General features: G+C 69.0%; 30 protein-coding genes. 14 read left to right on the forward strand and 16 right to left on the reverse strand.

The features are described 5' to 3' along the window. Positions 1 to 271 precede the first annotated feature (271 nt). Positions 272 to 850, reverse strand: a complete 579-nt coding sequence (locus ACFXJ8_RS32405) for a TetR/AcrR family transcriptional regulator (RefSeq protein ID WP_379647792.1) — start codon at positions 848 to 850, stop codon at positions 272 to 274. Between the two features lie 89 nt (positions 851 to 939). Between ACFXJ8_RS32405 and ACFXJ8_RS32410 the strand changes: the two genes are divergently transcribed. From ACFXJ8_RS32410 to ACFXJ8_RS32420, 3 genes are all read left to right on the forward strand, one after another. Further along, positions 940 to 1,329 carry a nuclear transport factor 2 family protein gene (locus tag ACFXJ8_RS32410; RefSeq protein WP_379647793.1) on the forward strand — a complete coding sequence of 130 codons (390 nt, stop codon included), beginning with the start codon at positions 940 to 942 and terminating at the stop codon, positions 1,327 to 1,329. Continuing rightward, positions 1,322 to 2,314: an NAD(P)-dependent alcohol dehydrogenase gene (locus ACFXJ8_RS32415; RefSeq protein ID WP_379647794.1), complete on the forward strand. Its 993-nt coding sequence runs from the start codon at positions 1,322 to 1,324 to the stop codon at positions 2,312 to 2,314. The genes ACFXJ8_RS32410 and ACFXJ8_RS32415 overlap by 8 nt, the downstream gene beginning before the upstream one ends. A gap of 141 nt (positions 2,315 to 2,455) precedes the next feature. Next, positions 2,456 to 6,160: a S8 family serine peptidase gene (locus ACFXJ8_RS32420; protein WP_379647795.1), complete on the forward strand. Its 3,705-nt coding sequence runs from the start codon at positions 2,456 to 2,458 to the stop codon at positions 6,158 to 6,160. Positions 6,161 to 6,203: 43 nt separating this feature from the next. On the opposite strand, the gene ACFXJ8_RS32425 is transcribed toward ACFXJ8_RS32420, so the two are convergent. From ACFXJ8_RS32425 to ACFXJ8_RS32440, 4 genes are read right to left on the reverse strand one after another with little or no spacing between them, the layout of a single operon-like run. Continuing rightward, on the reverse strand, positions 6,204 to 7,157 hold the full coding sequence (locus ACFXJ8_RS32425; RefSeq protein ID WP_379647796.1) for a helix-turn-helix domain-containing protein: 954 nt from the start codon (positions 7,155 to 7,157) through the stop codon (positions 6,204 to 6,206). A gap of 41 nt (positions 7,158 to 7,198) precedes the next feature. Further along, positions 7,199 to 8,485: an SLC13 family permease gene (locus ACFXJ8_RS32430; protein WP_379647797.1), complete on the reverse strand. Its 1,287-nt coding sequence runs from the start codon at positions 8,483 to 8,485 to the stop codon at positions 7,199 to 7,201. A gap of 8 nt (positions 8,486 to 8,493) precedes the next feature. After that, positions 8,494 to 8,952, reverse strand: a complete 459-nt coding sequence (locus ACFXJ8_RS32435) for a CBS domain-containing protein (RefSeq protein WP_379647798.1) — start codon at positions 8,950 to 8,952, stop codon at positions 8,494 to 8,496. Positions 8,953 to 8,999: 47 nt separating this feature from the next. After that, a complete protein-coding gene (locus tag ACFXJ8_RS32440; protein ID WP_379647799.1) occupies positions 9,000 to 9,587 on the reverse strand; it encodes an SPFH domain-containing protein in 588 nt (195 codons plus the stop codon). Positions 9,588 to 9,722: 135 nt separating this feature from the next. On the opposite strand from ACFXJ8_RS32440, the gene ACFXJ8_RS32445 reads away from it, so the two are divergent. Together ACFXJ8_RS32445 and ACFXJ8_RS32450 are read left to right on the forward strand one after the other, a co-directional pair. Next, the gene (locus ACFXJ8_RS32445) at positions 9,723 to 10,733 is read left to right on the forward strand and encodes a histidine kinase (RefSeq protein ID WP_379647800.1); all 1,011 of its coding nucleotides are present in this window, start codon (positions 9,723 to 9,725) and stop codon (positions 10,731 to 10,733) included. Between the two features lie 65 nt (positions 10,734 to 10,798). Continuing rightward, positions 10,799 to 11,389 (forward strand): response regulator, encoded by a 591-nt coding sequence (locus ACFXJ8_RS32450; RefSeq protein ID WP_379647892.1) that lies wholly within the window; start codon positions 10,799 to 10,801, stop codon positions 11,387 to 11,389. Between the two features lie 22 nt (positions 11,390 to 11,411). Here ACFXJ8_RS32450 and ACFXJ8_RS32455 read toward each other — a convergent pair whose 3' ends face one another. Next, positions 11,412 to 12,131, reverse strand: a complete 720-nt coding sequence (locus ACFXJ8_RS32455) for a hypothetical protein (protein ID WP_379647801.1) — start codon at positions 12,129 to 12,131, stop codon at positions 11,412 to 11,414. Between the two features lie 167 nt (positions 12,132 to 12,298). Here ACFXJ8_RS32455 and ACFXJ8_RS32460 point away from each other — a divergent pair, with 167 nt between their 5' ends. Continuing rightward, positions 12,299 to 13,123, forward strand: coding sequence for an NAD(P)H-binding protein (locus ACFXJ8_RS32460; RefSeq protein WP_379647802.1), 825 nt, complete (start codon positions 12,299 to 12,301; stop codon positions 13,121 to 13,123). On the opposite strand, the gene ACFXJ8_RS32465 is transcribed toward ACFXJ8_RS32460, so the two are convergent. The 5 genes from ACFXJ8_RS32465 to ACFXJ8_RS32485 are packed head-to-tail and all read right to left on the reverse strand — an operon-like array spanning position 13,120 to position 17,428. Continuing rightward, positions 13,120 to 13,716: an energy-coupling factor transporter transmembrane component T family protein gene (locus tag ACFXJ8_RS32465; protein ID WP_379647803.1), complete on the reverse strand. Its 597-nt coding sequence runs from the start codon at positions 13,714 to 13,716 to the stop codon at positions 13,120 to 13,122. The genes ACFXJ8_RS32460 and ACFXJ8_RS32465 overlap by 4 nt on opposite strands. After that, positions 13,713 to 14,387: an energy-coupling factor ABC transporter ATP-binding protein gene (locus ACFXJ8_RS32470; RefSeq protein WP_379647804.1), complete on the reverse strand. Its 675-nt coding sequence runs from the start codon at positions 14,385 to 14,387 to the stop codon at positions 13,713 to 13,715. Before ACFXJ8_RS32470 ends, ACFXJ8_RS32465 begins: the two co-directional genes overlap by 4 nt. Then, positions 14,388 to 15,491: a thiolase family protein gene (locus ACFXJ8_RS32475; protein WP_379647805.1), complete on the reverse strand. Its 1,104-nt coding sequence runs from the start codon at positions 15,489 to 15,491 to the stop codon at positions 14,388 to 14,390. 1 nt (position 15,492) lies between these two features. Then, the gene (locus ACFXJ8_RS32480) at positions 15,493 to 16,818 is read right to left on the reverse strand and encodes a class I adenylate-forming enzyme family protein (RefSeq protein ID WP_379647806.1); all 1,326 of its coding nucleotides are present in this window, start codon (positions 16,816 to 16,818) and stop codon (positions 15,493 to 15,495) included. 7 nt (positions 16,819 to 16,825) lie between these two features. Then, positions 16,826 to 17,428 (reverse strand): biotin transporter BioY, encoded by a 603-nt coding sequence (locus ACFXJ8_RS32485; protein WP_379647807.1) that lies wholly within the window; start codon positions 17,426 to 17,428, stop codon positions 16,826 to 16,828. Between the two features lie 189 nt (positions 17,429 to 17,617). Between ACFXJ8_RS32485 and ACFXJ8_RS32490 the strand changes: the two genes are divergently transcribed. After that, entirely contained in the window at positions 17,618 to 17,977 is a 360-nt protein-coding gene (locus tag ACFXJ8_RS32490) for a hypothetical protein (RefSeq protein WP_379647808.1), read from the forward strand. Between the two features lie 4 nt (positions 17,978 to 17,981). Here ACFXJ8_RS32490 and ACFXJ8_RS32495 read toward each other — a convergent pair whose 3' ends face one another. Genes ACFXJ8_RS32495 through ACFXJ8_RS32505 form a run of 3 tightly spaced genes read right to left on the reverse strand, consistent with a single transcriptional unit; the run spans position 17,982 to position 19,348 of the window. Then, a complete protein-coding gene (locus ACFXJ8_RS32495; RefSeq protein ID WP_379647809.1) occupies positions 17,982 to 18,365 on the reverse strand; it encodes a hypothetical protein in 384 nt (127 codons plus the stop codon). A gap of 12 nt (positions 18,366 to 18,377) precedes the next feature. Then, complete coding sequence (locus ACFXJ8_RS32500) at positions 18,378 to 18,776, reverse strand: DUF4267 domain-containing protein (RefSeq protein WP_379647810.1); 399 nt, start codon at positions 18,774 to 18,776, stop codon at positions 18,378 to 18,380. A gap of 53 nt (positions 18,777 to 18,829) precedes the next feature. Further along, a complete protein-coding gene (locus ACFXJ8_RS32505) occupies positions 18,830 to 19,348 on the reverse strand; it encodes a TetR/AcrR family transcriptional regulator (protein WP_379647811.1) in 519 nt (172 codons plus the stop codon). A gap of 74 nt (positions 19,349 to 19,422) precedes the next feature. Here ACFXJ8_RS32505 and lpdA point away from each other — a divergent pair, with 74 nt between their 5' ends. Then, the gene (lpdA, locus tag ACFXJ8_RS32510) at positions 19,423 to 20,802 is read left to right on the forward strand and encodes a dihydrolipoyl dehydrogenase (RefSeq protein WP_379647812.1); all 1,380 of its coding nucleotides are present in this window, start codon (positions 19,423 to 19,425) and stop codon (positions 20,800 to 20,802) included. A gap of 61 nt (positions 20,803 to 20,863) precedes the next feature. Here the strand turns inward: lpdA and ACFXJ8_RS32515 are convergent, their stop codons facing one another. After that, positions 20,864 to 22,072 carry a tyrosine-type recombinase/integrase gene (locus ACFXJ8_RS32515; RefSeq protein WP_379647813.1) on the reverse strand — a complete coding sequence of 403 codons (1,209 nt, stop codon included), beginning with the start codon at positions 22,070 to 22,072 and terminating at the stop codon, positions 20,864 to 20,866. Between the two features lies 1 nt (position 22,073). Next, on the reverse strand, positions 22,074 to 22,730 hold the full coding sequence (locus ACFXJ8_RS32520; protein ID WP_379647814.1) for a hypothetical protein: 657 nt from the start codon (positions 22,728 to 22,730) through the stop codon (positions 22,074 to 22,076). A 173-nt stretch (positions 22,731 to 22,903) separates the two neighbouring features. Here ACFXJ8_RS32520 and ACFXJ8_RS32525 point away from each other — a divergent pair, with 173 nt between their 5' ends. The 6 genes from ACFXJ8_RS32525 to ACFXJ8_RS32550 all read left to right on the forward strand — a co-directional run bounded on the left by ACFXJ8_RS32525 (position 22,904) and on the right by ACFXJ8_RS32550 (position 25,849). Beyond that, the gene (locus ACFXJ8_RS32525) at positions 22,904 to 23,062 is read left to right on the forward strand and encodes a helix-turn-helix domain-containing protein (RefSeq protein ID WP_379647815.1); all 159 of its coding nucleotides are present in this window, start codon (positions 22,904 to 22,906) and stop codon (positions 23,060 to 23,062) included. Between the two features lie 17 nt (positions 23,063 to 23,079). Further along, positions 23,080 to 23,382, forward strand: coding sequence for a hypothetical protein (locus ACFXJ8_RS32530; protein WP_379647816.1), 303 nt, complete (start codon positions 23,080 to 23,082; stop codon positions 23,380 to 23,382). Further along, positions 23,369 to 23,899: a hypothetical protein gene (locus tag ACFXJ8_RS32535; RefSeq protein ID WP_379647817.1), complete on the forward strand. Its 531-nt coding sequence runs from the start codon at positions 23,369 to 23,371 to the stop codon at positions 23,897 to 23,899. The genes ACFXJ8_RS32530 and ACFXJ8_RS32535 overlap by 14 nt, the downstream gene beginning before the upstream one ends. Positions 23,900 to 24,309: 410 nt before the next feature. Continuing rightward, positions 24,310 to 24,543 carry an HNH endonuclease gene (locus ACFXJ8_RS32540; protein ID WP_379647818.1) on the forward strand — a complete coding sequence of 78 codons (234 nt, stop codon included), beginning with the start codon at positions 24,310 to 24,312 and terminating at the stop codon, positions 24,541 to 24,543. A 611-nt stretch (positions 24,544 to 25,154) separates the two neighbouring features. After that, a complete protein-coding gene (locus ACFXJ8_RS32545) occupies positions 25,155 to 25,313 on the forward strand; it encodes a hypothetical protein (RefSeq protein ID WP_379647819.1) in 159 nt (52 codons plus the stop codon). Between the two features lie 44 nt (positions 25,314 to 25,357). Further along, positions 25,358 to 25,849 (forward strand): hypothetical protein, encoded by a 492-nt coding sequence (locus ACFXJ8_RS32550; protein WP_379647820.1) that lies wholly within the window; start codon positions 25,358 to 25,360, stop codon positions 25,847 to 25,849. The last annotated feature ends 6 nt before the right edge of the window (positions 25,850 to 25,855 follow it).

A 25,855-nucleotide genomic window follows, 5' to 3' on the forward strand; every position in this document is an offset into this window, starting at 1 on the left:
GGTCGGCGGTTGGCGGCCGTTCCGTTGGTGGGGGTGGTGCGGCAGCGGTGGGTGACTTACATGGCGAGTGGTCTCCCGGCTTTCTGTTCGTGGGGTGGACGTCAGAGGCTGGCTGGGAGGGGAGGCGCCCGGGGTCGGGGTCGTCCCGGTAACCGGCTGGCATCGCCGCTGGCCGGGTCCGGTGCTCCGATGGTGGCCACGTCGAGCTGACCGGTGATCCAGCTTCGGCCGTACTGTCCTCGAGCACATCCAGGGTTCGGGAAAGCGAAGATCACCCGATCTTGGGGGTGGTGTCGAGGATCTGCTCGGCGAGTTCGCGGGCTGAGGCCGCGGGGTGGGTGCCGGGCCGGGTGGCTCCGGCTGCGAGCGTGCCGTCGATGAGCAGGAGGAGTTGGTCGGCCGCGTGTGCGGGCCTCGGGTGCCCGAGCTTGACGAGTTCGTGTTCGAGGAGGCCGTGGACGCGGAGGCGGTAGTCGCGGGTGATGGCGTGGCCGGGGTGGTCGGGGTCGGTGAGGGCGAGGTCGGCGGCCAGGTAGCGGCAGCCGCAGAAGTCGGGTTCGGCGATGGCCTCGGCGAGCCAGTCGAAGACGGCCAGGAGGCGGTCGCGTGGGTCTTCGCCGGCGGCCCGCATGGTCTCCCGGTAGCGGGCTTCGTCCTCGTTGGTGCTGCGCTTGAGCACCTCGGCGATCAGTCCGTCCTTGCCGCCGAAGTGTTCGTACAGGGAGCGCCGGGCCACGTTCGCGGCTTTGAGGAGGGTGTCGACGCCGACGCTCATGCCGTGGCTGTAGGTCAGCTTCTGGGCGGCCTCCAGCAGGCGTTCTCGTGGGCCGGGTGTCGCGCGGGTGCTCATGGCTCTCAGCCTGCCATCGGTTGACAAGTAGATCAACCGGTCTATATGGTCTGAATAGACAGAACGTTCTATCTAGCTAAGGATTTCGCATGACTACAGCCGAGGTCATCGACCGCTTCAACCGCGCCTTCGTCGACCACGACCCCGCCTTGCTCACCGACCTGATCGGCGACGACTGCGTGATGGAGGCCATCCAGCCGGCCCCCGACGGCGCCCGCTACGAAGGCCGCGAAGCCTGTCTGACGTTCTGGCAGGCGCTGGCCCAGGACAGCACCACCCAGTTCGAGCCCGAAGACGTGGTGGTCGCCGGCGATCGGGCGACGATCCGCTGGCGCTACCGCTTCGGCGACGGCCCCGCCGACTCGGTGCGCGGCGTGAACCTCATGCTCGTCCGCGACGGCCTCATCGTCGAAGCCCTGGGCTACAGCAAGACCGCGGGCGAGGTCCCGCTGGCCGCCGAGGAGGCGTCCCGTGCGTAGTTACCACCTCAACGGTGGCGGCTTGTCGATCAGGGAGCACGAGGACCCCGTCCCGGAAGCCGGGCAGGTTGTGGTGGCCGTACGCGCCACCTCACTGAGTTTCCGCGAGCTGATGGTGCTGCGCGGCGACTACGTGCTGCCGGTGAAGCCCGACGTGATCCCGGTGTCGGATGGAGCGGGCGAGGTCGTCGCGGTCGGACCTGACGTCGTCGGGGTGCGCGTCGGTGACCGGGTGGCCGCCACGCTCTTCCCGAGCTGGCAGGACGGCCCGTTCGGCCTTCAGCACCTGCCGCAGCGCGGCGGCTCGCTGGACGGCATGCTCACCGAGCTCGCGCTGGTCGAGGAGCACGGGCTCGTGCCCATCCCGGACCACCTGTCGTACGAGGAGGCCGCGACGCTGCCCTGCGCCGCGGTCACCGCCTGGAACGCGCTGACCGGCGACGGTGCAGGCCTGCGACCAGGCCAGACCCTGGTAACGCAGGGATCGGGTGGGGTGTCGCTGTTCGCGCTCCAGTTCGGCAAGGCACTGGGCGCCCGGGTGATCGCCACGACGAGCAGCCCGGCGAAAGCGCGACGCCTGGCCGAGCTCGGCGCCGACGAGGTCATCGACTACCGGGCCACGCCGGACTGGCCCGCCAAGGTCAGGGAGCTGACCGGCGGCAGGGGCGCGGACCGGGTCGTGGACGTGGCCGGTCTGCTGGAGCAATCGCTCAAGGCGGTGGCGATCGCGGGTCACGTCGCCTGCGTGGGCTTCGTCTCCGACACCGCACCTCCGATCGACGCGCGGGTGCTCTTCGCCTCCGGCGCCACCGTGCGCGCGGTCGCCGTCGGCAGCCGCGCACAGTTCCGCGAGATGAACCACACCATCGACGTCAACCGCATCAGCCCTGTCATCGATCGCGTGTTCCCCTTCGACCAGGCCCCCGACGCCTACCGCTACTACGCCTCCGGCGAGCCGTTGGGGAAGGTCGTCATCCGGCTCTGACGAAATGTGAACCCAAGAGTGGCGGTGACCTGACATGTCGGCTGTCCGCCAGACGTAGTCATAGCGCTGACGATCTCTCCTTGACGAAGCTTTGCTCTGCCGGTTGCGAACTCCCCCCACCGGTGGAAGGAGAGCCCCGCCATGCCAATCAGCCGTCGTGCGGCGTTACTCAGCGTCGCCCTCGCCGCCACGCTCGTCGCGGCCAGCACCGGAAGCGCGTACGGCGAGTCGCCGGAAGGGGTCATCGGCGTACCGACGTCGTCGACCACCACCGCGCGGGTCACCCTCATCACCGGTGACCAGGTCACCGTGGCCAGCCAGGCGGGCAAGCCCGTTTCGGTCAACGTCACGCCGTACAACCGTTCGGCCGCCGACATCCGCACGTACACGGTCGGCTCCGACGTGTACGTGATGCCGAAGGAGGCCGAGCTGCTCGTCGGCTCCGGCCAGGTGGACAAGCGCCTGTTCAACGTCACCCAGCTGATCGCCCAGGGCTACGACGACGCGCACAGCGAGTCGATCCCGGTGATCGTGCAGTACCCCGACAAGTCCATGGCCAAGGCCGCCGCGCCGGAGGGCGGGCGGATCACCCGGAGCCTGCCCGGCGTTCGCGCGGCGGCCATCACCACGGACAAGAAGCAGGGCGACACGTTCTGGGAGGCCGTCGACGACGACAGCGCCAAGACGGGTACGCCCAAGGCCCGGCTCTCGGGCGGCATCCAGCGGCTCTGGCTGGACGGCAAGGTGAAGGCGCTGCTCGACAAGAGCGTGCCGCAGATCGGCGCGCCCGAGGCCTGGGCCGCCGGCTACGACGGCACCGGCGTCAAGGTCGCGGTGCTGGACACCGGCGTGGACCCGAAGCATCCCGACCTCGCCGACCGGATCGCCGACAGCCGCAGCTTCGTCCCTGACGAGACGGTGCAGGACGGCCACGGCCACGGCACGCATGTCGCCTCCACGATCGCCGGTTCCGGCGCGGGGTCCGGCGGCTCGTACAAGGGCGTGGCGCCCGGCGCCAAGCTCCTGGTGGGCAAGGTGCTCGCCGACGAGGGCGGCGGCATGGAGTCGTGGATCCTCGACGGGATGACCTGGGCCGCCCACTCGGGCGCGAAGGTGGTCTCGATGAGCCTCGGCGGCCAGGAAGGCGCGGACGGCTCCGACCCGATGTCGGTGGCGGTGAACCAGCTGACCGCGGAGACCGGCGTGCTGTTCACCATCGCCGCGGGCAACAGCGGTCCTGGGGCGACCACGGTGGGCTCGCCCGGCGCCGCCGACGCGGCCCTGACCGTTGGCGCGGTCGACTCGGCCGACGCGGTCACCGACTTCTCCAGCCGTGGCCCGCGCGGGGGCAACGGTGGTCTCAAGCCGGAGATCACCGCTCCCGGCTTCAAGATCGTGGCCGCTCGCGCGTCCGGCACCTCCATGGGTACGCCGACGGGTGACCTGTACACCGCCGCGAGCGGCACGTCCATGGCCACGCCGCACGTGGCAGGGGCCGCCGCGATCCTCGCCCAGATGCACCCCGACTGGACCGGGCCTCGGCTGAAGAGCCACCTCATCAGTACGGCGAAGGCCACCGCCGGTACGCCGGTGCACGCGCAGGGCGCCGGCCGGGTCGACGTGAGCCGCGCCGTACGGCAGGCGGTCTCCGGGTCCGGCGTGGTCGACTTCGGCCTCTCGGACTGGGACGCGGCCGGCGGCCCGGTCACCAAGCAGATCGACTACGTCAACGACGGCGACCAGCCGGTCACCCTCACGCTTTCGGCTAAGAGCGCGGGCGAGGACCTGCCGGCCAAGGCGCTGACCCTCGGCGCCGAGACGGTGACCGTACCGGCCAAGGGCAAGGCCTCGGTGGGCGTCACCGTTGACGCGGCGGCCACCGCGGCGGGCGCGCACGGCGCGCACGTCACCGCGACCTCCGCCGACGGCCAGGCGGTCGTGACGACGGCGGTCGGGTTCGTCAGGGACGTGGAGCGGTTCGACGTCACCTTCAAGGTGCTCGACCGGGACGGCAAGCCGACGAAGGGCGTCGCCGCGATCTACGACTTCAACCTGGGGAAGCTGAGCCTGCCCGAGGTGTACCTGCCCGGTGAGGACGGCACCGTGGTGGCGCGGTTGCCTCGTGGCGAGCACGCCTTCGTGTCGCAGATCTTCCACTACAGCGCCGACTGGAGCCGTCTCTGGGAGTACACCTACGGCGGCGAGCCCGGCACGCTCATCGACTCCGACCGGACCGTCACCTTCGACGGCAGCAAGGCCGGCCCGGTCACCATGGACACCCCGAAGCCGAGCCAGACGAACCGGATCAGGCTGGGCCTGGCCATGCGGGACTCGACCAGCACGAACTCCTACGGCCTCGAGCAGTGGGCCAGCGGCGAGACGAAGGTGTACTCCGTCCCGTCGCAGGTCACGAGCGACCACTTCGAGTCGCGGGTCGGATGGTCGCTCAGCGCGCCGGAGCTCGGGGCGAAGGTCGTCGGGCACGGTCGCACGCCGTTCGACCCGGTGTACTTCCGGGGCAGGGCCGGTTCCGCCCGCATCGACGGGACGCAGGTGCTGCGTGTGGCGAACGCCGGGCAGGACGTTCAGGGCAAGCTCGCCCTGGTGAAGCGCAGCGCCGACCGCACGCCGCAGCAGCAGGTCGACGACGCCGCGGCGGCCGGAGCACGGGCGATCGTCATCTACAACGACACGCCTGACAACTGGGGTGCCAACAACTGGGCCACGACGGAGACCAAGATCCCGGCGATGACGCTGTCGGGCGAGCAGGGTGTCCGGCTGGCCGAACTGGCGGCCAGTGGCAGGGCCAGGGTCCAGCTCACGGGCATCGCGGTGAGCCCGTACTCGTACGAACTGCTCAAGTACCGCCAGGGCGGCATCCCCGCCGACCAGCGGTACCGGGTGCGCGCGAGTGAGCTCGCCACGGTCGAGTCGAAGTTCCACGCCTCGGCGCCCGGCACGGAGGCGGGGTACTCCCGGGCGATGCTCTCGCCGATGCAGACCACGGCCTACGGTGTCTTCGACCGGGTGGTCAGCCCGCGGTCTGTGACCGAGTTCGTCTCGGCGGACGTGCCGACCTGGGAGTGGGTGCAGGTCGGCACCGTGTGGGAGGCCGGCGGAGCCTGGAAGTACACCGCGCCGGCGGTGCTCAAGGCCGGTCAGCGGGCGTCCCGTGACTGGAACAAGGCCGTGGTCCGTACGGCGCTGCCGGGCGGGCTGGACTGGTCGGCCGTCAGGGAAGGCGGCGTGGGCGTGGTGCTCGGCGGCGGGTTGATCGACACGACGCCGGACCAACTGCTCGTCTTCCGCGCCTTCGCCGACAAGGAGCAGGCCACCGTGTACCGCAACGGTGAGCTGCTCGGCACGGCGCCATCCGCGGCCGTCGCCTTCCCGGTGGTGCCGGAGCGCGCGCAGTACCGCGTGGTGGTCGACGTGCAGCGGGACCAGCCGTGGTGGACCACCTCCACCAAGGTGAACACCGACTGGACGTTCCACTCCGAGCAGGCCGAGGGCAAGAGTCCGCTTCCGGTCCTGTCGGTCGACTACGACCTCGATGTCGACCAGGCCAACAGCGTCAGGGCGCGGTCCACGACCAAGGTCGGGCTCGGCGTGCGGTACCCGAAGGGCATGGCCGGAGCGCGGATCACCGAGGCGAAGCTGTGGGCCTCCTACGACGACGGCTCCACCTGGCAGGAGGTGAAGCTGGCCGCCACCGGCGACGCGGCCTTCACCGGCCGGATCAAGAACCCCGCCGACGGGTTCGTGTCGCTGCGGACGCAGGCCACCGACGCTGACGGCAACACCGTCCAGCAGACCGTGACCCGCGCCTACCAGGTGCGGCGGTAAATCCGACGGGGCGCCTCCATGGACGGGGGCGCCCCGGTTCGGGTCAGGGGATCATGCCGGACCTGGCGGCGTACCAGGCGAGTTGCATCCGGCTGTCGGTCCCGGCCAGCTTCATCAGCCGGGCGATCCTGCGCTGCACGGTGCGTTCGCTGGTGCCGAGCCGGCTGGCGGCCGTCTTGTCCGGCATGCCGGACAGCAGATACGTCATCAGCATGACGTCGGTGTCGTCCCAGGCAGGAGCCTCCCCCTCGGCCACACTCGTGGCGGTCAGCCGTAGCGGCGTCGCCGCCTGCCAGACCCGCTCGAACAGCGCCACCAGCAGGTGGACCAGGGACTGGCCCCGCACCAGGAGGAAGCCCGGATGGACGCTCGCCTGGTCGGGCAGCATCGGGAGCATCACCACCTCCCGGTCCACGATGATCATCTTGCTGGGCAGCTCGGCGGCGACCCTGATCTCGTACCCGCTCTCCAGGAACCTGCCGACCTCGGCGGGCGCTCGCGGATCGTCCAGCGCGGCACGTTCGTAGACGTAGCGGTAGGTGGCCAGCGCGTTGGTGGAGTCGTCGAGGTTGACGTCGAGGACGTACGGGGGCTTGAAGAAGGCCAGCACCTCCCGCTTGGCGCCGCGCTCCAGATTTTCGAGCCAGGTGGACAGCTGTTCGGGCGTGGTGAGCGCCTCGATCTCGCCGGCGCGCGCGGCGGCCCCCGTTCGGTAGACCTCCACCAGCTCCGCCAGCCTGCCCTGGAGCTGTTGCAGCGCGGCCTGCCGCTGCGCGATCAGTGTGCCGAGCCCCACGTCGGGAGGCACGACCATGTGTAATCCGCTGTCGTCGCGGGTGGCCAGACCGAGCGTGACGAGCCTGGCCACGGCGGCTGTCACGACCGTCGCCGACAGGTCGAGCGCCTCGCTCACCTCGGAGACCATCGCCCGGCGACGCCGCAGGAGCTCGACGTAGACGGCCTCCTCCTGCTCGCTGAACCCCAGCCTATCCAGCATCCTTCATCACTTTCCGACCACCTCGCAGCATCCGTCCGCACTCAGGTGAAGTAGCGCAGCCAGACGTAGATCCAGGCCATGATCGTGCTCAACAAGGTCACCAGGATCCCGTACTTGGTGAACTGCCAGAAGCTGATGCTGTGGCCGGTGCGCGCGGCGATGCCGATGGCGACGACGTTGGCGCTGGCGGCCACCGCGGTGCCGTTGCCGCCGAAGTCGGCCCCGAGGGCGAAGGCCCACCACAACGCCTGCCCGGTCTGCGGGTCCGGCGTCGTCGCGACCACGCCCTCCACGATGGGCGCCATGGTGGCGACGTAGGGGATGTTGTCGAAGAAGGCGCCCAGCACGCCGGAGCCGAACAGCAGCACCGTCGCCGCGAGGAAGTAGTTATCGCCGAACGCGGCCACCGTCCATCCCCCGATGGTGGAGATGACGCCGGTGTGCACCAGCCCGGCGACCATGACGAACAGGCCCATGAAGAAGACCAGGGTGGGCCACTCGACCTCGCGCAGCACCTCCGAGACGTCGGCGCGGGAGACCAGGAGCATGACGCCCGCGCCCACCATGGCGACGATCGAAGGCTCGACGTGCAGCACCGCGTGCAGGGCGAAGCCGCAGACGACACCGGCCAGTACGGCCAGGCACCGCGCCAGCAGCCGGGGATCGGTGATGGCACGCCGCTCCTGCAACGCCATCACGGCGGCGACGTGTTCGGGGTTGTAGCGGAACGACCGGCGGAACAGCACCCGCGTGAAGAGCACGAACACCACGAAGACGACGACCACGACCGGCGCCATGTGCGCGAGGAAGTCGTTGAAGGTCAGCCCGGCGCGACTGCCGATGATGATGTTGGGCGGGTCGCCGATGAGCGTGGCGGCCCCGCCGATGTTGGAGGCGAGGACCTCGGCGATGAGGTACGGCTGCGCGGGGATGCGCAGCCGGTCGCAGACCACCACGGTGACGGGGGCGACGAGCATGATCGTGGTGACGTTGTCCAGGAACGGGGAGGCGATGGCGGTGATGACCATCAACATCACCATGAGCCGGTACGGCTCGCCCTTCGACTTCTTGGCGGCCCAGATGGCCAGGTAGTCGAAGACTCCCGTCTGCTTGACCACGCCAACGATGATCATCATGCCCAGCAGGAGGAAGATGACGTTCCAGTCGATGCCCTCGTGCTCGGAGAAGAACACTTTCGCGCCGGGGATCAGGCCGAGCAGGGCCATCGCGCCTGCGGCGACGAGCACGACCCTGACCTTGTTCGCCTTCTCCGTGGCGATGAAGTAGAACGCCACGACGAAGACGGACAGCGAGATGACGGCGCTCATGCGGCTGGTCAGCCGGCCGGATCGGCCAGCGCTAGGAAGGTGAGCAGGCGTTCCAGGGTGATCGCGCCGAACAGCGCGCCGTCCTCGTCGACGACCGCGACCAGAGGGCTGCGCATCCGCGTCATCAGCGCGGCCACCTCCAGCAGCGTGGCGTCGAGGGACACGGTGACCGGCTTGGCCGGCTGGCGCGGCAGGCAGTCGCCCACCCGCCGGTCGCCGAGCTCCTGCCAGAACAGGTCCGCGTGGGCCTCGTCTATCGCCTGGGCGAGCACGGGGTCCTCCTGGTAGGCGCCGGGCACCGCGAGCCTGAGCACCTGGGTTCCCGGCAGCACCGTCCATGGGCGCGCCAGGCCGTCCACGACCACCAGGCCGGGCAGCCTGCCCAGGGCCATCACGCGCACCGCCTTGGCGACGTGGTCGTCGACGGTCACCGTCGGCAGGCTCACAGCGATGTCGCGCGCTTGCATGTCACCATCCCGTTGGGCAACAGGTCGAGGGTCCGTCTCCGCCGTGGTCATGGGGTCCGCCCTTCTTGCCGGGACGCCTGCCGGGCGCGGGCGGTGAACCCCTCCGCCCAGCTCGCCAGGTCCTTCCTGAGCCGTATCTCCACGCGGGAGAAGTCGATCAAGGTGATGTCCACTCCCCAGGCGCGAGTGCGGTCGCTGATGGCGGCCGACAGCCGGCGTTGTTCGTCTTCCGCGAGCTCGGACAGGTCCAGCAGATCGTGTTCGCCGACGTACCGGCGGATCTCGTTCTCGGCGATGGTGATCATGGCCGCCTTCGGCGCGTCCGGGCTCATCGCGTAGGCGACCGGATCCCAGACGGAGGCCAGAGCGGCGCAGTTGACGGTCACCGCGACGCCGTCCGCGGTGACGGCTTCGAGCCAGAGCAGGTCGATGTACGTCGCGCCGGACGGCACAGGGGTCACCCGGTGCACGCCAGGGATCACGACGACGAGGCCCGCGTTCTTCACCGCGACCACGCGGCCGAACCTGAACACCACCAGGCGTTGACCTGCCGGAACGACCCGCAGGACGACGACCGCGATCGCGGCCAGCAGCAGTCCGGCGGTGATGAGCACGGCGGGCGCCTGGATGTCCATCTGTGCTCCTCCCGCATGCGGTGCCAGGTGCCTCAGTCTCGCCATCGCGTCGGGCCGCTCACCATCGGGTCCAGCACCCATATGCGTGCGGGTACAACGTGTAGGAGGGCGTGAGGTAGATGGGAGGTGGCCCGCATGGACAACCGCGCACGCGGTGGCGACCCTGGCAGGATGAACAATGAGCGGCGGCCCGCGCAGGCGCTGTTCCGGCGGGTCTTCCTGATCAACGGGCTGGTGTTCACCGTCGGCACGCTCGTGCTCGCGATCTCGCCCGCCACGGTGTCCTCGCCGATCCTGCTGACCGAGGTGCCCGTGCTGACCGTCGGGCTGGCACTCATCCTCGCCGCCAACGCGCTCCTGCTGCGCACCAGCCTGGCCCCGCTCAACGCGCTCACCGCCCTGATGAAGCGCGTCGACCTGCTGCGTACCGGTGACCGGATGACCGACAGCGGCAACGGTGACCTCACCCACGTCATCGAGGCCTTCAACGCGATGCTGGATCGCCTCGAATCCGAACGCACCGCCAGCAGCGCCCACGCGCTGGCCGCGCAGGAGGGCGAGCGCGCCCGCATCGCGCGCGAGCTGCACGACGAGATCGGCCAGAGCCTCACCGTGGTACTTCTCGGGCTGAAACACACCGTCGACCGGGCGCCCGACGACCTCCGCCCGGAACTGCAGGCCATCCAGGAGTCGGTCCGCACCAGCCTCGACGAGGTGCGCAGGGTCGCCCGCCGGCTGCGTCCCGGCGTGCTGGAGGATCTCGGCCTGCAGAGCGCGCTGAACGCGCTGAGCAGTGAGTTCACGCAGGTCAGCGGGATCCCTGTGACGCGCAAGGTCGACCAGGTGCTGCCGGCGTTGAGCGCGGACGCCGAGCTCGTCCTCTACCGGATCGCGCAGGAGAGCCTCACCAACGTGGCCAGGCACTCCCACGCCGGCCAGGTGCGTCTCATGGTGAGCTCCGACCCCGGCGAGCTGACGCTGCGCATCACCGACGACGGGAAGGGCGGCGCGATCGAGGACGGAGCGGGCATCCGCGGCATGCGCGAACGAGCGCTGCTGATCGGCGCGCGCCTGACCATCACCTCCCCGCCGGGCGAAGGCACCGACGTGCGCCTGGTCGTACCCGACGCCGAAGAGCGGAGCTGAACACAGTGAACCGAACCCGGATCCTGCTGGCCGACGACCACGCCCTCGTCCGCCACGGCCTGCGGATGATCCTCGACGCCGAACCCGATCTCACGGTCGTCGCCGAGGCGGCCGACGGGGCCGAGGCCGTCGAGGCGGCCACCACCGGGCAGGTCGACCTGGCCATTCTCGACATCGCGATGCCGAGGATGACCGGGATCCAGGCCGCCCGCGAGATCTCCAGGCGCGCACCGGGCATCCGGATCCTGATCCTGTCCATGTACGACAACGAGCAGTACTTCTTCGAGTCGCTCAAGGCGGGCGCCTCGGGCTACGTGCTCAAGTCGGTCGCCGACAGAGACCTGCTGGAGGCGTGCAGAGCGGCGATGCGCGGCGAGCCGTTCCTGTATCCGGGCGCGGTCACCTCGCTCATCCGCGAGTACCTGCGGCGCGACCGGCTCGGCGAGCGGCAGCCGGACAGCCTGCTGACGCAGCGGGAAGAGGAGATCGTCAAGCTGATCGCCGAGGGCAACTCGGCCAAGGAGATCGCCGAAACGCTCGTCATCAGCGTGAAGACCGTCGACCGGCACCGCGCGAACATCCTGCAGAAGCTCGGCATGCGCGACCGGCTCGAACTGACCCGCTACGCCATCCGCACCGGCCTCGTCGAACCCTGAGCCGTCACATTCGCCTCGGCCGTCAGCCCGAGACCCCGAGGAAGAGGGCGACCGGGACCAGCCCGACGGTCAGCGCGACGGCCCACCACGGCGGAGCAGGGGCCTGCCTGAGGAGCGTGACGCCGACCGGGATCAGCGCGACGGCCAGGCCGAGCAGGGCGAGCAGGGAGATCGGGTCGCTGCTGCCCTTGAGCACGCCCAGCGGCAGCCCCGCCGCCAAGGCGAGCGCGACGCAGCGGACGACGCCCACGGGACCCGCGCCGAACGCCTTCGCGCGGTAGGCGCCGACGGCCAGCACGATCCAACCGGTCATGATGAACAGATTCACGATCTTGAAGACGTGGAAGGCGCCGTAGGTGACCTCGACGGCCTGCCGCGCGCGTTCGATCCCGAGGGTGTCGACCATCTGGAAGGCCAGGTGGCCGGCGCCCGCGTGGAAGACACGGCCGAACAGGCCGAGGATCACCAGCGTGGCGCCCCATCGGGCCCAGCCGGGGTGGGAGCCGCCGATCCTGCGCGCCAGCGAGATCACGGCGGGCCACAGCAGCACGGTCCCCGCGGCGAACAGGCTGTAGGACAGGACCATCCGGCCCGGCGCGGCGGCGTAGGCGGCGAGCTGGCCGGGGAAGAAGTCGTCCTCGCCGAGCCGGAGGAGAACGCCCGCGACGAGCAGGAGCGGACCCAGGACGAGGCCGCTGCCCTCGACCCACGGACCTGGGAGGGTGTGTTGGCGGGGAGTCATGCCCGCTATTGAATCGGCGCGGGGCCGACGAGCACACGGGTGCGGAGCCGAGAGTCCTGGGTCATGGTGGGGCCACCAGGAAGGTGGTCCTAGGACGAAGGTCCGACGGACGGTTCCGCCGACGGGCCAATGACTTGAGCGGGGGCATGCCCGTAACGTCCACGGTCATGACGTATCTCGTGACAGGCGCTACGGGCAAGGCCGGTCGGCACGTGGTCGACCACCTGCTGCGGCAGGGGAAGCGCGTCAGGGCGCTGACCCGTGACCCCGCCAGGGCGAACCTGCCCGAGCAGGTCGAGGTGGTGGGCGGCGACCTCGCCGACCCCGCCACGCTCGGGCCCGCGTTCCACGGCGTGACCGGCGTGCACCTGATGACCGTGGGCGGCGACGACTACGCCACCCTGCGGACCGGGCCCGAGATCGTCGAGCTGGCCGAGAAGGCAGGGGTACGGCGGGTCGCCCTGCTGTGGAACGGGCAGGTGGGCCCGGTGGAGGAGGCGTTCGAGTCGAGCGACCTGGAGTGGACCAGGCTGGAGGCCGTCGACTTCATGAGCAACACGCTCGGCTGGGCGGACGCCATCAGGACCGAAGGCGTGGTGCGCGAGCCGTTCGCCGACGTGCCGAGCGCGATCGTGCACGAGGCCGATGTCGCCGCCGTCTCCGCCAGGGTGCTGGTCGAGGGCGGGCACGGCGGCAGGTCGTACTCGCTGACGGGACCCGAGCAGCTCACGCCGCGGCAGCGGCTGCGCACCATCGCCGAGGTGCTCGGCAGGAACCTGGAGTTCGTCGAGCTGACCGAGGAGCAGGCGCGGGAGCGCTGGCGGCAGGCCGGCTACGACGAGGAGCTGATCGAGCTGCTGGCGAACTGGCAGGGCGACCCGCCGCCGCACGCCTACACGGTGGTGCCGACGGTCGAGGAGATCACCGGCCGCCCGCCGCGCACGTTCGCCTCGTGGGTGGCCGAACACGCGGCCCGTTTCCAGCCGAGTTAGTCGTCCAGGCCGCGGGCGCTCAGGGCCTCGCCCAGGGCGTCCGCGTGCCGCAGGGCGCTGACCACCAGCGGTACGGCGAACGCCCGCATGCTCCACGAGACGCCGCGCGCCCGCTGGGCCTCCCGCACCCTGGTGGCGAGCTCCGAGATGACCGGGACGCTGCGCACCGTCAGCGACAGCAGCAGCGAGACGCGGAACGGGTCGATCCCGAGGGGGCGCAGCGGGCCGAAACAGCGCTCGAAGAAGGCCATCATGTCCGCGAACCTGGTGGTGAGCGTGACCAGCCCGGCCAGGGCGACGGCCAGGACGATGCGCGCCGTCGAGGAGATCGCGCCGTAGAGGTCGACCAGCACGAACTGCATCGCGAACAGCGCCACCGCGAACCAGCGCACCGGCTTGACCTGCGCCCACGCCGCGGCGGCGCCCACTCCTGAGATCGCGTACAGCAGCACGACCAGCGCCGTGAAGGCGCCGAGCGCGACGGGCGTGCCGAGCAGCAGCAGCGTCGTGCACAGCATTGCCAGGCCGAGCACCTTCGCGCCCGCGGGCAGCCGGTGCAGCAGCGAGTCGCCCGGAACGTAGAGCCCGATCACGACATCAGCTTCCGGTAGTGATCGATCGCCTCGCGCGGCGGCGAGTCGGCGACGATGCGGCCCTGGTCGAGCACGATGACGCGGTCGAAGGAGTCGAGCAGGCCGAGATCGTGGGTGACGACCACGACCTGCTGCGGAAGGCTGCGCAGCAGGCCCGCGACCTGGCGGGAGTGGCGCAGGTCGAGCAGCGTGGTCGGCTCGTCCATGATCAGGATCTGTGGTTCGAGCACCAGGACCGCGCACAGGGCCAGCAGCTGCTTCTGCCCGCCGGACAGCTGGTGGGCGGGGTGGTCGGCGTGGCCGGCCAGGCCGTACCTGGTCAGGACCTCGCGCACGCGCTCCTCGACCTCGTCGCGGGACAGACCCTTGCGGCGCAGCGAGAACGCGACGTCCTCCGCGACGGTCGGCATCACGATCTGCGCGTCGGGGTCGGTGAAGAGGAAGCCCACATCGCGCCTGATGCGGGCGGCGTGGTGGCGCGTGTCGAGGCCGAGGACGGTGACCTCGCCCGAGGTGGGCAGGGCCAGGCCGTTGATCAGGCGGGCGAGCGTGCTCTTGCCCGAGCCGTTCGCGCCGACGACGCCGATCCTGCGCTCGGGCAGCGCCAGCGTCAGGCCGGACAGCACCTCGCGCTCGCCGAACGTGACGTTGACACCGCTGAACTCGATCATTCACACCACCTCGAACAGGGCCGCGACGCCCATGCCGCCGCCGACCGCGGCCGTCGCCAGACCCAGCGTCCCCGATGGCGCGCCCGCGCGCACGAGCCTGCTGAACAGCCTGGTCACCACCACCGCGCCAGTCGCGCCCCACGGATGGCCGAGGGCCAGCGCGCCGCCGTCGGCGCAGACCCGGTCCAGGTCGGCCTCCAGTGCGTCGGTCACCGCGAGCACCTGCGCGGCGAACGCCTCCACGATCTCCACAGCGGCGACGTCCTCCATGGTCACTCCGGTACGGCTCAGCACCCGCCGTACGGCAGGCACGGGACCCCAGCCAGGCAGCGCAGGGTCGCAGCCGGTGACCGCGCCCGCCTTCAGCCGCAGCCCCGGCATCCCGTCGCGCAGCCGCTCGGGCACGATGGCGACGGCCGCCGCGCCGTCGCTGATGGGCGAGGAGTTGCCCGCGGTGACCGTGCCACCCGGCACGAAGGCGGCGGGCAGCCGCGCGAGCGTCTCCATCCGCAGGTTGCGGGGCCGCTGGTCGGCGAGCCTGCCGTCGATCTCGACGAGCTCCTGGTCGAAGCGGGCGGCGACGGCCCTGGCGTGGCTGCGGTGGGCGTAGCCGTCCTGGCGCTCCCTCGACACGCCGCGCGCGGCGGCCAGGGCCTCGGCGGCGGGTCCCATGTCGGGATCGGGGTGGCCCGCGGGCGCGAACGGCGCCCTCTGGTACGGCTCGGCGGCGCCGCGCATGGTCCGCAGCGGCGCGGTCGACGCGCTCTCGACGCCACCGGCGATGACCAGGTCCGCCTCTCCCGCGCGGACGGCCTGCCCGGCCAGCAGGATCGCGGCCAGGCCGCTGCCGCACTGGCGGTCCACGGTGACCCCCGGCACCTCGTGCCCCAGCCCGGCCGCGAGCGCGGAGACGCGGGCGAGGTTGCCGCCTGGGCCCATGCAGTTGCCGAGCACGACGTCGTCGACCGCGAGGTGCGGGACCTCGCGGGCGACCGCCGCGATCACGGGCGCGGCGAGCCGGTCGGCGGTCAACGATTTGTAGGCGTGGCCCGCCGTCCCGATGGGGGTACGGCGCGCCGCCACCACGACAGGCTGTTCGCTCATGTCAGCCGAGCCGCCTGATCTCGGGGTCACCCTCGGCCAGCCGGGCGGCCACCAGGGCACGGGCGGGCTTGCCCGTGGGGGTGCGGGGCAGGTCGCCCATGGCGTACCAGCGCCTGGGCCGCTGCGCCGCGTCGAGGCCGCCGCGCGCCACCGCTTCGAGCGCCGCCCGCGAGGGCGGCGTGCCCTCCAGCACCGCGGTCACGACCGAGCCGAGCTCGGGGTGCGGCGAGCCGATGACCACGAGGTCGGTCACGCCCGGCACGCCGCGCAGCACGGCCTCGACGTCCTCGGGCACCACGGTCGCGCCGCCGGTCTGGATCGCGCCGTCGCCGCGCCCGCGCAGCCGCAGCGGCTGCCCAGGCCGGTACGGCTCGGCGAGGTCGCCCACGCTCATCCAGCCCTCGACGTCGGTCTTCAGCGGGCCCGGCGCCTGCGCCAGGTAGCCCTCGGCCAGCCATGGCGAGCGCGCCCACACCTCGCCGTCGCGTACCTCGATCTCGACCTCGGGAAAGGGCCGCAGGCCGGTGCCGTCGGCGTCGACGGCGACGAAAGACATCTCGGTCGCGCCGTAGTACGCCACGACCTTGACTCCGGCCCGCGCCGCCAGGTCTCTGGCATGCGGAGGCAGCGCCGCGCCGCCGACGACCGCGGTGCGCAGCGGGCCGCCGACCTCCGCGAGCACGTCGAGCACGGCGGGCAGCCGGTGCGGCACCAGGTGGACGACCGTGGCCTGCCTGAGCTGCGTGGCCAGCGAGCCGGGCGACCAGCGGCCGGGGACGATGACGGTCGCGCCGGTGGCCAGGGCGTGGACGGCGGCGAAGCCGTACAGGGAGGAGACCAGCGGGCCGGGCACCAGCACCACGTCGTCGGGGCCGATGCCCGCCAGGTCGTCGAGGTGCGGGAAGGAGCCCGCCCACGACGCGCGGGTGCGGACCACGGCACGCGGCCGGCCGGCGCTGCCGGAGGTCAGGCACGCCCACACCAGGTCGCCGGCCGTGGGCTCGGTGGTGACACCCGCGCCCTCGGCGAGCGGCAGGGGCGCGTCGACGGACAGGTCGACGGGGACCGTGTCCGCCATCCGCTCGCGCTGCTCCTCGTCGCACAGCAGCGGCGTGGCGCCGGCCAGGTCGGCGGCGAGCACGGCGACGAGCTGGTCGACGGGGTCGGACAGGGTGATCGCGACCAGCCCCTTGCCGGTGTGGGGCAGGGGCCGGGCGATCACCTCCCGCCAGAGCTCGGCGTAGGTGAGGGACCCTTGGGGGCCGCACAGCGCAGGCCGGTGAGGGCGCTCGACGGCGTGGCGCTTGACCTGCGCGGCGACGGGCATGCTCGGCTCAACCAGCCTTGACCCGCTCGCGGTGGACGGCCGGGATCGCGTCGGGGTAGGCCCGCTGCGTGCCGCGCGCCACGATCGACGCGAGCACCGCCTTGATCACGTCGCCGGGCAGGAACGCCGCGCTGGCCAGCGCGACCGCGCCGAGCGGCAGCCCGGTGATCGCCGACTGGACGGGAACGCCGATCAGGTAGATCACGCCGATGCCGCCCGCGAGGCACGCGACGAGCAGGCGCAGGTTGCTCGGCGACGTCCCGCCGCGCTCGACGATCCATCCGGTGAGGGCCGCGCCCGGGATCCACGCGAGGAGGAAGCCCACCGAGGGCCCGGTGAACACGCCGAGGCCGCCGCGACCGCCCGCCAGCAGCGGCAGGCCCGCGGCCACCAGCAGGATCAGGACGGCGACCGCGAGCGCGCCGCGCCACGAGCCGAGGATCGCGCCGGCCAGCATCACGCCGAACGTCTGCAGCGTGATGGGTACGGCGTTGCCGAAGACGTTGAGGGCGCCCGGCAGACCGAGGACGGCGATGAGCGCGGCGAACACGCTGATCCTCGCGAGGTCTCCCGTCGGGAACCGGCGGCGGTTGGGGGATTCATTCTTCATGCGTCTGATCCCACACCAGGACGTGGGGGTTCAAGCATGGAGACTTCCCACAACATTCCCGGCATTCGTCTGAGCAACAAGGACGTGACAACGGTACCCGGCCCGCTGACATGCGTGGTTTCGTCCGTCGTGGGTAGCGGCAGGGTCTCGTGGTGGTCTGCTTCGAGGTCGTCTGGAGGTGCAGCCGTGATGTCCGAACCGAACGGAGTCGTCGACTACCTCAGGGAGCGGATCGGCAAGGAGGCGGACTCCCAGGCGCACCGGGCCGCGCGCGGCATCCGCCAGTGGGCCGACGAGCTGAAGTCGATGACGGACGAGGCCGAGCCGGGATCTCCCGTGGACACGGCGGTCCAGGAGATCGTGGACGCGGGGGAGCGGGCCGCCGACTACCTGGAGCGGCGGGGGTTCGCCGGGATCGCGGAGGACTTCGGGGGACTGGTGAGGAAGCGCCCCGTCCTCATCGTGGCGGGGGCGATCGCCGTGGGGTTCGTCGTCGGGCGCATGATCAGATCCTCCAGGAAGGACACCCCACCACCCGACGAGCCGTGAGCGGTCAGCGGTCGAACCAGCTCCTCGCGTCGCGCAGCCCGAGCAGGACGAGCGTGGCGACGGCCATGGCAAGGTGGGGGTTCAGCACGTCGCTCAGCCGCGGCTCATACAGCAGCGGTGGGAGCAGTTGCAGAGCGACCGCCAGCGCCTCGACGGCGAGCGCGGCGATCCACACCCACCGGCGGCGGGACCGCCACCTGGCGACGAGCAGGATCAGTGTGGCGGTCACGGCGAGCGCCGGAAGGAAGAGGGTCAGGCCGAGGAAACCGCTGTCGACGATGCCCGCCAGGAACAGCAGGCCGACGCAGCCCAGGGCGGCCTGGACGGCCATGATCCCTCTGGCCACGGCCACCGTGGCGGGCATCCGGCTGACTACCTGATCGGTCACCAGGGCAGCCAATCATGCCGCCGTCTTGGTGGGAAGGCGGCGGCTGGTGCGCAGGAGGAGCGCGCCGGTCAGGGCGACGATCACGGCGGTGCCGCCGTGCATGAGGTACGCCAGGGCGGGCACCCCGTTCTGGCTGAGGACCACGATGGCGTCGCCGAGGGGGACGGCGGCGAGGGCGAGCATCGTCCAGCCGAGGGCGCGGCGCTGGCCGGTAACGAGGAGAGTCACGATGATGAGCCCGCTGACCAGGTCGCGAACGCCCTTGACCAGCAGGAACGAGTTGTCCGCCGGGACCTGGCGGAATCCGAACCCGGCGGCGATGGCCTGGGGGTCGGTGAGGTAGCTGATACCGATGTAGCCGATGAACAGGGCGCCCAGGACGGCGAGGACGGTGGCGATGCGGGACATCATGGCTGCTCCTTTGTTAGTTATTGGTCACTAAGTTTTGCGGGCGTGAAACGCCGTCAGGGGGCGGCGAAGTTCGACCAGACGCGGTGGTCAGGGGGGAAGCCGAGCGACACGAGCGTGTTGATCAGCATGCCGTACGACATGAAGAAGGTCGTCTCGTGCACGTCGGCGCCGAGCAGCAGGTGCATGGAGTCCCACCAGTCCTCCCAGAGCCTGCGGATCTCCGCGCCGAACTCGCCCTCCAACGAGGCGACGGCCACGTAGACCTGCATCTGCATGAGCAGCATGTCGCGGTCCTTGATGAGCTCCTTGTAGGCGGCGGCCATCGACATGTGGGGGTCGTCGGGGTCTCTGGCCTCTTCCATCGTCCTGCGGGTCTCCGACAGGCAGCGGGTGGCGGCGGCCAGGAAGATGGCCTGCTTGCCGGGGAAGAGCCGGAAGAGGTACGGCTGGCTGACCCCGACACGGCGGGCGATCGCCTCGGTGGAGGTGCCGTGGTAGCCGCCGCGCGCGAACTCGGAGATCGCGGCGCGGATGACGCTCTCTCGCCGTTCCTCGGCGCTCATCCTGACCATGAGGGTAAGTTAGTGGCTAATCACTAACGGGGTCAAGTTCGGGTCAGCGGACGGCGTCCAATAGTGTCCGGGACATGAGCACTCACTTCGACGTTGTCGTCCTCGGCGCGGGGCCCGGGGGATACACGGCGGCGGTCCGCGCCGCCCAGCTCGGCCTTCGCACGGCCGTCATCGAGGAGAAGTACTGGGGCGGCGTCTGCCTGAACGTGGGCTGCATCCCGTCCAAGGCGCTGCTGCGCAACGCGGAGCTGGCGCACATCTTCACCAAGGAAGCCAAGACCTTCGGCATCAACGGCGAGGTGACCTTCGACTACGGCGCCGCCTTCGAGCGCAGCCGCAAGGTCGCCGACGGCCGGGTCAAGGGCGTCCACTTCCTGATGAAGAAGAACGCGATCACCGAGTTCGACGGTCGCGGCACCTTCCGTGATGCCAACACCATCGAGGTGAACGGTGACACGATCACCTTCGACCACTGCATCATCGCCGCGGGCACCACGACCAAGCTGATCCCCGGCACCAGCCTGTCCGACCGCGTGGTCACCTACGAGGAGCAGATCCTCACCGAGGAACTGCCCGGCAGCATCATCATCGCCGGCGCCGGCGCCATCGGCGTCGAGTTCGCCTACGTGCTGCACAACTACGGCGTCAAGGTGACGATCGTGGAGTTCCTCGACCGCATGGTGCCCCTGGAGGACGAGGAGGTGTCGAAGGAGCTGGCCAAGCGCTACCGCAAGCTCGGCATCGACGTGCTCACCTCGACCAGGGTCGACAACATCGAGGACACCGGCGCCTCCGTCAAGGTCACGGTCAGCAAGGACGGCCAGCAGCAGGTCCTCGAGGCCGACAAGGTGCTGCAGGCGATCGGCTTCCAGCCGCGCGTCGAGGGCTACGGCCTGGAGAACACCGGTGTGAAGCTCACCGACCGCGGCGCGATCGAGGTCGACGGGCGGGGCCGTACCAACGTGCCGCACATCTTCGCCATCGGCGACGTGACCGCCAAGCTGATGCTGGCCCACGCCGCCGAGGCCATGGCCATCATCGCCGCCGAGACGATCGCCGGCGCGGAGACCATGGAGGTCGACTTCGTGATGATCCCGCGCGCGACCTACTGCCAGCCGCAGATCGCCAGCTTCGGCTTCACCGAGGCGCAGGCGCGCGACCTGGGCTACGACGTCAAGGTCGTCAAGTTCCCCTTCACGGCGAACGGCAAGGCCCACGGACTTGGCGACGCCCAGGGCTTCGTGAAGATCATCGCCGACGACACGCACGGCGAGCTGCTCGGCGCCCACCTGATCGGCCCCGAGGTCACCGAGCTGCTGCCCGAGCTGACCCTGGCCCAGCAGTGGGACCTGACCGTGCACGAGGTCGGTCGCAACATCCACGCCCACCCGACGCTGGGTGAGGCGGTCAAGGAGGCGATCCACGGCCTCGCGGGCCACATGATCAACATGTAGTCGCTGGTGGCAAAACCCCAAGGTAGACAGGCATTTCCGGTTCTCCGACGTCAGCACGAAGTCAGCACACCGCTGACGCGGCTTCGGTCGAGATGCCTGTCTGATAGGCGGCCTCCATGACGTCAAGCGCCCTGTCCCACGCTTCGTCAACGAGGTGGCCATACGTACGGAACGTGATCCCGATGTCCTGGTGACCCAGCCATCGGGACACGTCCGTGATCGGGATGCCCTGAGCCAGTTGCATGGAGGCATAGGCGTGGCGAAGTCCATGAGGAGTGAAGTCCTCAGGAAGACCCGCTGCCTTGGCTGCGGCTGCGAACGCCACCCGATAGGAGTCGTACCGGACCCGGCCTCCTCCTCTCGCCGCCTGGAACAGGTACCCCTCTGCGGTCCCGTGAGTGTCGATATGCGTCGCGACGGCGGCGTGAACGAACGGCGGCAGCGGCATGTCTCGGTAGTCACCTTCCTCCCGGTGCTTTAGAGGACCCAACACGCGCTTCCGGGTCACCTGCTCGTGGATGCGCAGCCTCCGGCCGCCGAACATCACGCACCCTTCGGCAACCGCGAATGCCTCAGATACCCGGAGACCGCACCCGGCCATCAGCCAGACCGTCGCTGCCCAGCGGGCAGGCATGGAGTCGGCGAGCTTCTTGATCTGCGTCCAGGAGGGGACCAGGAACTCCTGCCTCTGCGCCGTGCTGGGAAGCTCGATGTCGGTGCAGGGGGATTCGGGGATGAGCTTGTCCTTGACCGCCTCGCTGAAGATGGCAGAGACGATCGTGAAGGCGCTGTGGACGGTGTTCGGCGCGTAGCCTCCCTTTATCAGGGCGGAGACGAACGTCTTGACGGTTTGCCGTGTGACGGCATTGAGCCGCAGGTGACCGAGGGTCGGGTTGATCTGGTTTCTCAGAGCGGAGCTGTAGAACTCGCGGCTTCTGGCTGACAGCCCGACACGGCCGGAGAGCCACCTATCCGCGTAATCCGCGCAGGTGATCGCTCCGGCTTTGGGGTCGATGGTGCGACGTAGGCCGCTCACCTTGTCGGACTTGATCTCCAGGATGAACGCTTCAGCGTCGCGCTTCATGTCGTGGGGGAAAGACTGCTCTTGCTGCTTCGTGCCGCGCCCGCCGAGTCGGTAGCGGACGACCCAGGCGTGTGCGCACTTGCCCCAGGTGCGTTCGGCGGTCTTGCGGTCGTCGGTCTTGCGGAGGTTGAGCGTGCGTCCGGCCTTGGTGGTGGAACACTCGCACTTCTTGATCAGGCTGGCCACGTTAGTTCGTTTCCTCGCTCTCGTTGAGTTCGGCGATTGCCTGTGGGGTGAGTTCGGCACGGAGTTTGGCGCCGGTGCCGATCTGAAGGAGTAGGCCCATGTCTCGTGCTCGCCGGACGCGGGCGCTCATGGTGTTTCGGGAGACGCCGGAGACCTCAGACATGACATGGATCGGGCGGCGTTCTCCGGCATTGACCAGTCGGACGTATTCGGCGGCGACAAGGGTGTAATCGTGCGGGGATTCCACCCGTGCGGGTAGCGGCTTGGGGGCGTCGTCGGGGGAGAAGGCCGCTCGCAGACGGGGCAGCCATTCGGCCAGGACCTTGCGTGCATCTCCGAGGGGAACGGCACGCAGGATGTCGAGGGTGATGCCGTCGCGTTGGATGCTGCGGTCCATGGCGTCGGGGGCGAGAAGGTCGCGGATGCGGACCTCTGCGGGGCCGCTGATGGGGGCGTGAATGTCGGAGGTGATCGTGACGATGCAGCCCTGCACGTCGTAGACGCCTTCAAGTTCGGCGGGTTGGTCGTCGTAGCGGGCTGCGGTGTAGAGGGTCCAGCCGGGCGGGAGTGTCCAGCCGTGGGTGGTCAGGTTGACCGGTTGTCGTCGTTCCATGCCGACCACGGTAGCACACGACACCCGGCTTGCGCCGAGTGTCACGATTGCCTATAGTCGAGCAATGTTCGGCACACGGGGCCAGGTTGGAATCGGGTGCAGATGCAGCTTGATAACTCAACAGCGACGACAGCAACAGCCATACGCCCCCGGCGCGGGCACGCGCCCACAGACGGCAGCAAGGAGACCGATTGAGTAGCGGAGGCAGCAATCGAGTGATGTCGGTTCAGGAGGTCGCCGACTACCTGGGGGTGCCGAAGAGCACCGTGTACAGCCAGTGGAAACCCTGGGGCCTGAAGGGCTACAAGGTGGGCCGCTACCTGAAGTTCAGGCAACGCAACATCGAGGCCTGGCTAGAAAGCCAGGTCATCAAGTGATCACCAAGGAGACGTAGATGAACGCTGAGACGATGAAGGCCGAGAACTTGATCCCCGACCCTGCCGACCGGTTGACCCCTGACTTGCTCACCGCCCTGGAGCGAAGGTACGCCAACACGGTTGACCACGTTGTGCTGGCCGACGACGCCCAGCGCTACAGCAATCTTTGTGACTTGGTCTGCCAACTCCTGTGGCCAGAGAAGTACGGCACAGACCCGCAAGATCCCTTGATGCATACCAGCGCCCCCGCACGGTCAATCGCTATGGCAATCATGACCGCTGCTGGTCTCACGCCCAGGGACGCCAATGAGCGCGGTTGAGCCCCGCCATGTTGTGCGCCCCGACAGCGCCTCCACCCTGCAATGGCTCCGAATGGTGTATCGGGAATACGGGGGCAGGAAGGGACTCCTGCGGGATGGCGAGATCGGTAGGGATGCGCTGGAACTTGCCATGGGTGTTGCCATGACAGTGAATGGGCGCACGGGTGTTTCAGAAGTGGGAGTGAAGTACATCGCACGGATGGCCGGATACTCCGGCAATGGACATGACATGTACGGCCAGCTTCGTCACCTCCTTATGCGCGGCTTTCTCACCAAGGACGGGGAAGGCGGTAAGGGCGGGAAGATCCCTCGGCTGAAATTGTCGATGCCGGTCACGCTTGTCGAGCCGTATAGCAAGGTCAAGAACGGCGGCTTCGGCGAGCTGCTGGATTCGCTTGATGAAGAGACGGTGGCGGTTTCCGACCTTCGGATGGTCCAGCAGAAGCCGTCGATCACGCCACCGGCCACGGGAGGACAGTGGCAGACTGGTCCGTACTATGACCCGTTCAAGCACTGAAGTAGCCGTTAGCGCACCGTATACCGGTGACCAAGTAGCAGTAGTAGTACCAGTGTCAGTTTGAGTTCAAGACCTAGCTACAGCCTTAGCTGTAGAGCTAGAAGGAGTATCAGCAGAAGGTGAAGGGCTGGGCAGCGGCCAGCCCTCTCATCGGCAGATGATAGCTGGACCTACCTACTCCCACTAAGGGCCTGAAGGACCTTGGGGAAATTCTCAGCCAGCTACCTATTTACCAGTGACCTCACATGGCAGCCGTTGAGGGCTGCCAGTTGATTTGGAAGTTCTGTTCTCTCTTAGAAGGAGGGCCTTTGGCCCGAGCTAACAAGATCTGTTCACAGTCAGGATGCCGGGGGATTGTTCCCCCCGGCCCTGGAGGTAAGTGTCAGGCCCATCGGCCTAAGCCGTGGGCTATGACGTCCAAGAGGAACTTAAGTAGACCTACGGATTGGAGCCGCCGTAGGACGGCGGTTCTCAGGCGTGATAGGGGAGTTTGTTACTTGTGTGGTCGTGTTGGTGCCGATGAGGTGGATCATGTGGTGGCCGTCGCCGATGGCGGTAGTTGGGATCAGGCCAACCTCCGCAGCGCCCATCGTGCTTGTCATGGTGCGAAGTCACGCAGAGACCGAGTTCGGCGGTCTCGCTGAGTCTGGGTAGTCGTGTGTTCGTTTCTTTTGTCCGCTGCCCGCTGTGCTTCCCGGCCGGTCACGGCGGCGATGACGAGAACGGCTGACCGCAGTGACAGTTGCCAACAGAGAGGAGAAGGCGTGTCGTGGCATGCCAGGGGTGGCGGCAGCCACCTCACCCAGGTCTTTGATTGCCCGCACTGCGGGAAGCGGGTGCAGGAGACGCGCAAGCTCGGTGAAGGTCGCCGGGGTGCTTGGCGCCGGTACTGCTCAGCGGAGTGCGGCAGGGTAGCCAAGTTGCTTCGGGACCGTGAACACGCCCAGCGCAGGTATCGCCGCAGCAAGGGAGTGTGCTTGGAGTGTGGAGAGAAGGCTGTGGTCGAGGACTTCGCGCCGTATTGCTCGCCGTCATGTTTTGATGCGCGGTGGGAGGTGTACACGGTGGTGAGCTGATGTTTCTCGCACCATTGTGCGTTTAGGCCCTCTAATAATAAGTGAGAGGACATTTCAACTCTTCCTCTCTAGTTCATTGATGTTGAAGGCCCTCGGTGACCTCGTGCCGGGGGCCTTCCTCACACCCCATAACCGTTTGGAGTACAGCACTGATGATTACCCATGACCAGCTGTCAAGCATGACCGCTCTGGAGATCCTCACGGCTTGGCGGGAACGCCGCCTTGATCCGTCGATTCGGATCGTGTCCGCCATCGGCGATCTGGACAACCCTCGCGCGATCACCTACGCCTGGCACACCACGCCTGATCACCAGGAGCTTCGTCTGCGCACTTGGTGATCCGTACGCAGATGGGACGCAAGCCTTTGAAGGGAGCAACCGAAATGGACGACTCTCCTAGCTATCCTGCTGACGCCGAAACCGAAACGGATCGCGCTGCAGAAGTGACTCTAGAAGGCCCTGACATGGATTCTGAGATCGAGAAATGGAAGAGCCTCAGCCGAACCAATGAGACGCGTTGGAAGGCCGCCAGCGCCGAACTGGAGGCCGCAACGGCCAAGAGTGCAGAACTGGAACAGGCTCTGGCCGTGATGAAGCAAGAGCACGCTCTCACGCTGGCTGAGACCCAGCTTCAACAGGCCGCGCATATGCGCGGTATGGAGTTGGCCCCAGAAGCGATGTCCAAGCTCAACATGTCCGCCTTCCTTACCGAGGAAGGAGCGACAGACCTTGAAGCAATCACGGAGTTCGTTACTTCTCTCGGATCAACAGCCAAGAAGCCCACGTATCCCCAAGGTGTGGGCATCGGCCCGCAAGGGGGAAACGGCACACCCCCTGAGCGTGGCATGTCCTTGGACGCGCGGGCACGCCGCTAACCGCTA

Origin of the sequence: Nonomuraea sp. NPDC059194 (genome assembly GCF_042754765.1) — a bacterium.
Lineage (GTDB): Bacteria > Actinomycetota > Actinomycetes > Streptosporangiales > Streptosporangiaceae > Nonomuraea.

Excerpts from the sequence above, each read along its gene's own strand:
- ACFXJ8_RS32490 (WP_379647808.1), top strand. The coding sequence starts at position 17,618 with ATGTCCGAACCGAACGGAGTCGTCGACTACCTCAGGGAGCGGATCGGC.
- ACFXJ8_RS32405 (WP_379647792.1), bottom strand. The coding sequence starts at position 850 with ATGAGCACCCGCGCGACACCCGGCCCACGAGAACGCCTGCTGGAGGCC.
- ACFXJ8_RS32460 (WP_379647802.1), top strand. The coding sequence starts at position 12,299 with ATGACGTATCTCGTGACAGGCGCTACGGGCAAGGCCGGTCGGCACGTG.
- ACFXJ8_RS32530 (WP_379647816.1), top strand. The coding sequence starts at position 23,080 with ATGAACGCTGAGACGATGAAGGCCGAGAACTTGATCCCCGACCCTGCC.
- ACFXJ8_RS32470 (WP_379647804.1), bottom strand. The coding sequence starts at position 14,387 with ATGATCGAGTTCAGCGGTGTCAACGTCACGTTCGGCGAGCGCGAGGTG.
- ACFXJ8_RS32535 (WP_379647817.1), top strand. The coding sequence starts at position 23,369 with ATGAGCGCGGTTGAGCCCCGCCATGTTGTGCGCCCCGACAGCGCCTCC.
- ACFXJ8_RS32550 (WP_379647820.1), top strand. The coding sequence starts at position 25,358 with ATGGACGACTCTCCTAGCTATCCTGCTGACGCCGAAACCGAAACGGAT.
- ACFXJ8_RS32410 (WP_379647793.1), top strand. The coding sequence starts at position 940 with ATGACTACAGCCGAGGTCATCGACCGCTTCAACCGCGCCTTCGTCGAC.
- ACFXJ8_RS32485 (WP_379647807.1), bottom strand. The coding sequence starts at position 17,428 with ATGAAGAATGAATCCCCCAACCGCCGCCGGTTCCCGACGGGAGACCTC.
- ACFXJ8_RS32455 (WP_379647801.1), bottom strand. The coding sequence starts at position 12,131 with ATGACTCCCCGCCAACACACCCTCCCAGGTCCGTGGGTCGAGGGCAGC.
- ACFXJ8_RS32505 (WP_379647811.1), bottom strand. The coding sequence starts at position 19,348 with ATGGTCAGGATGAGCGCCGAGGAACGGCGAGAGAGCGTCATCCGCGCC.
- ACFXJ8_RS32475 (WP_379647805.1), bottom strand. The coding sequence starts at position 15,491 with ATGAGCGAACAGCCTGTCGTGGTGGCGGCGCGCCGTACCCCCATCGGG.
- ACFXJ8_RS32540 (WP_379647818.1), top strand. The coding sequence starts at position 24,310 with ATGACGTCCAAGAGGAACTTAAGTAGACCTACGGATTGGAGCCGCCGT.
- ACFXJ8_RS32480 (WP_379647806.1), bottom strand. The coding sequence starts at position 16,818 with ATGCCCGTCGCCGCGCAGGTCAAGCGCCACGCCGTCGAGCGCCCTCAC.
- ACFXJ8_RS32500 (WP_379647810.1), bottom strand. The coding sequence starts at position 18,776 with ATGATGTCCCGCATCGCCACCGTCCTCGCCGTCCTGGGCGCCCTGTTC.
- ACFXJ8_RS32545 (WP_379647819.1), top strand. The coding sequence starts at position 25,155 with ATGACCGCTCTGGAGATCCTCACGGCTTGGCGGGAACGCCGCCTTGAT.
- ACFXJ8_RS32430 (WP_379647797.1), bottom strand. The coding sequence starts at position 8,485 with ATGAGCGCCGTCATCTCGCTGTCCGTCTTCGTCGTGGCGTTCTACTTC.
- ACFXJ8_RS32420 (WP_379647795.1), top strand. The coding sequence starts at position 2,456 with ATGCCAATCAGCCGTCGTGCGGCGTTACTCAGCGTCGCCCTCGCCGCC.
- ACFXJ8_RS32440 (WP_379647799.1), bottom strand. The coding sequence starts at position 9,587 with ATGGACATCCAGGCGCCCGCCGTGCTCATCACCGCCGGACTGCTGCTG.
- ACFXJ8_RS32450 (WP_379647892.1), top strand. The coding sequence starts at position 10,799 with ATGATCCTCGACGCCGAACCCGATCTCACGGTCGTCGCCGAGGCGGCC.
- ACFXJ8_RS32425 (WP_379647796.1), bottom strand. The coding sequence starts at position 7,157 with ATGCTGGATAGGCTGGGGTTCAGCGAGCAGGAGGAGGCCGTCTACGTC.
- lpdA (WP_379647812.1), top strand. The coding sequence starts at position 19,423 with ATGAGCACTCACTTCGACGTTGTCGTCCTCGGCGCGGGGCCCGGGGGA.
- ACFXJ8_RS32445 (WP_379647800.1), top strand. The coding sequence starts at position 9,723 with ATGGACAACCGCGCACGCGGTGGCGACCCTGGCAGGATGAACAATGAG.
- ACFXJ8_RS32435 (WP_379647798.1), bottom strand. The coding sequence starts at position 8,952 with ATGCAAGCGCGCGACATCGCTGTGAGCCTGCCGACGGTGACCGTCGAC.
- ACFXJ8_RS32525 (WP_379647815.1), top strand. The coding sequence starts at position 22,904 with ATGTCGGTTCAGGAGGTCGCCGACTACCTGGGGGTGCCGAAGAGCACC.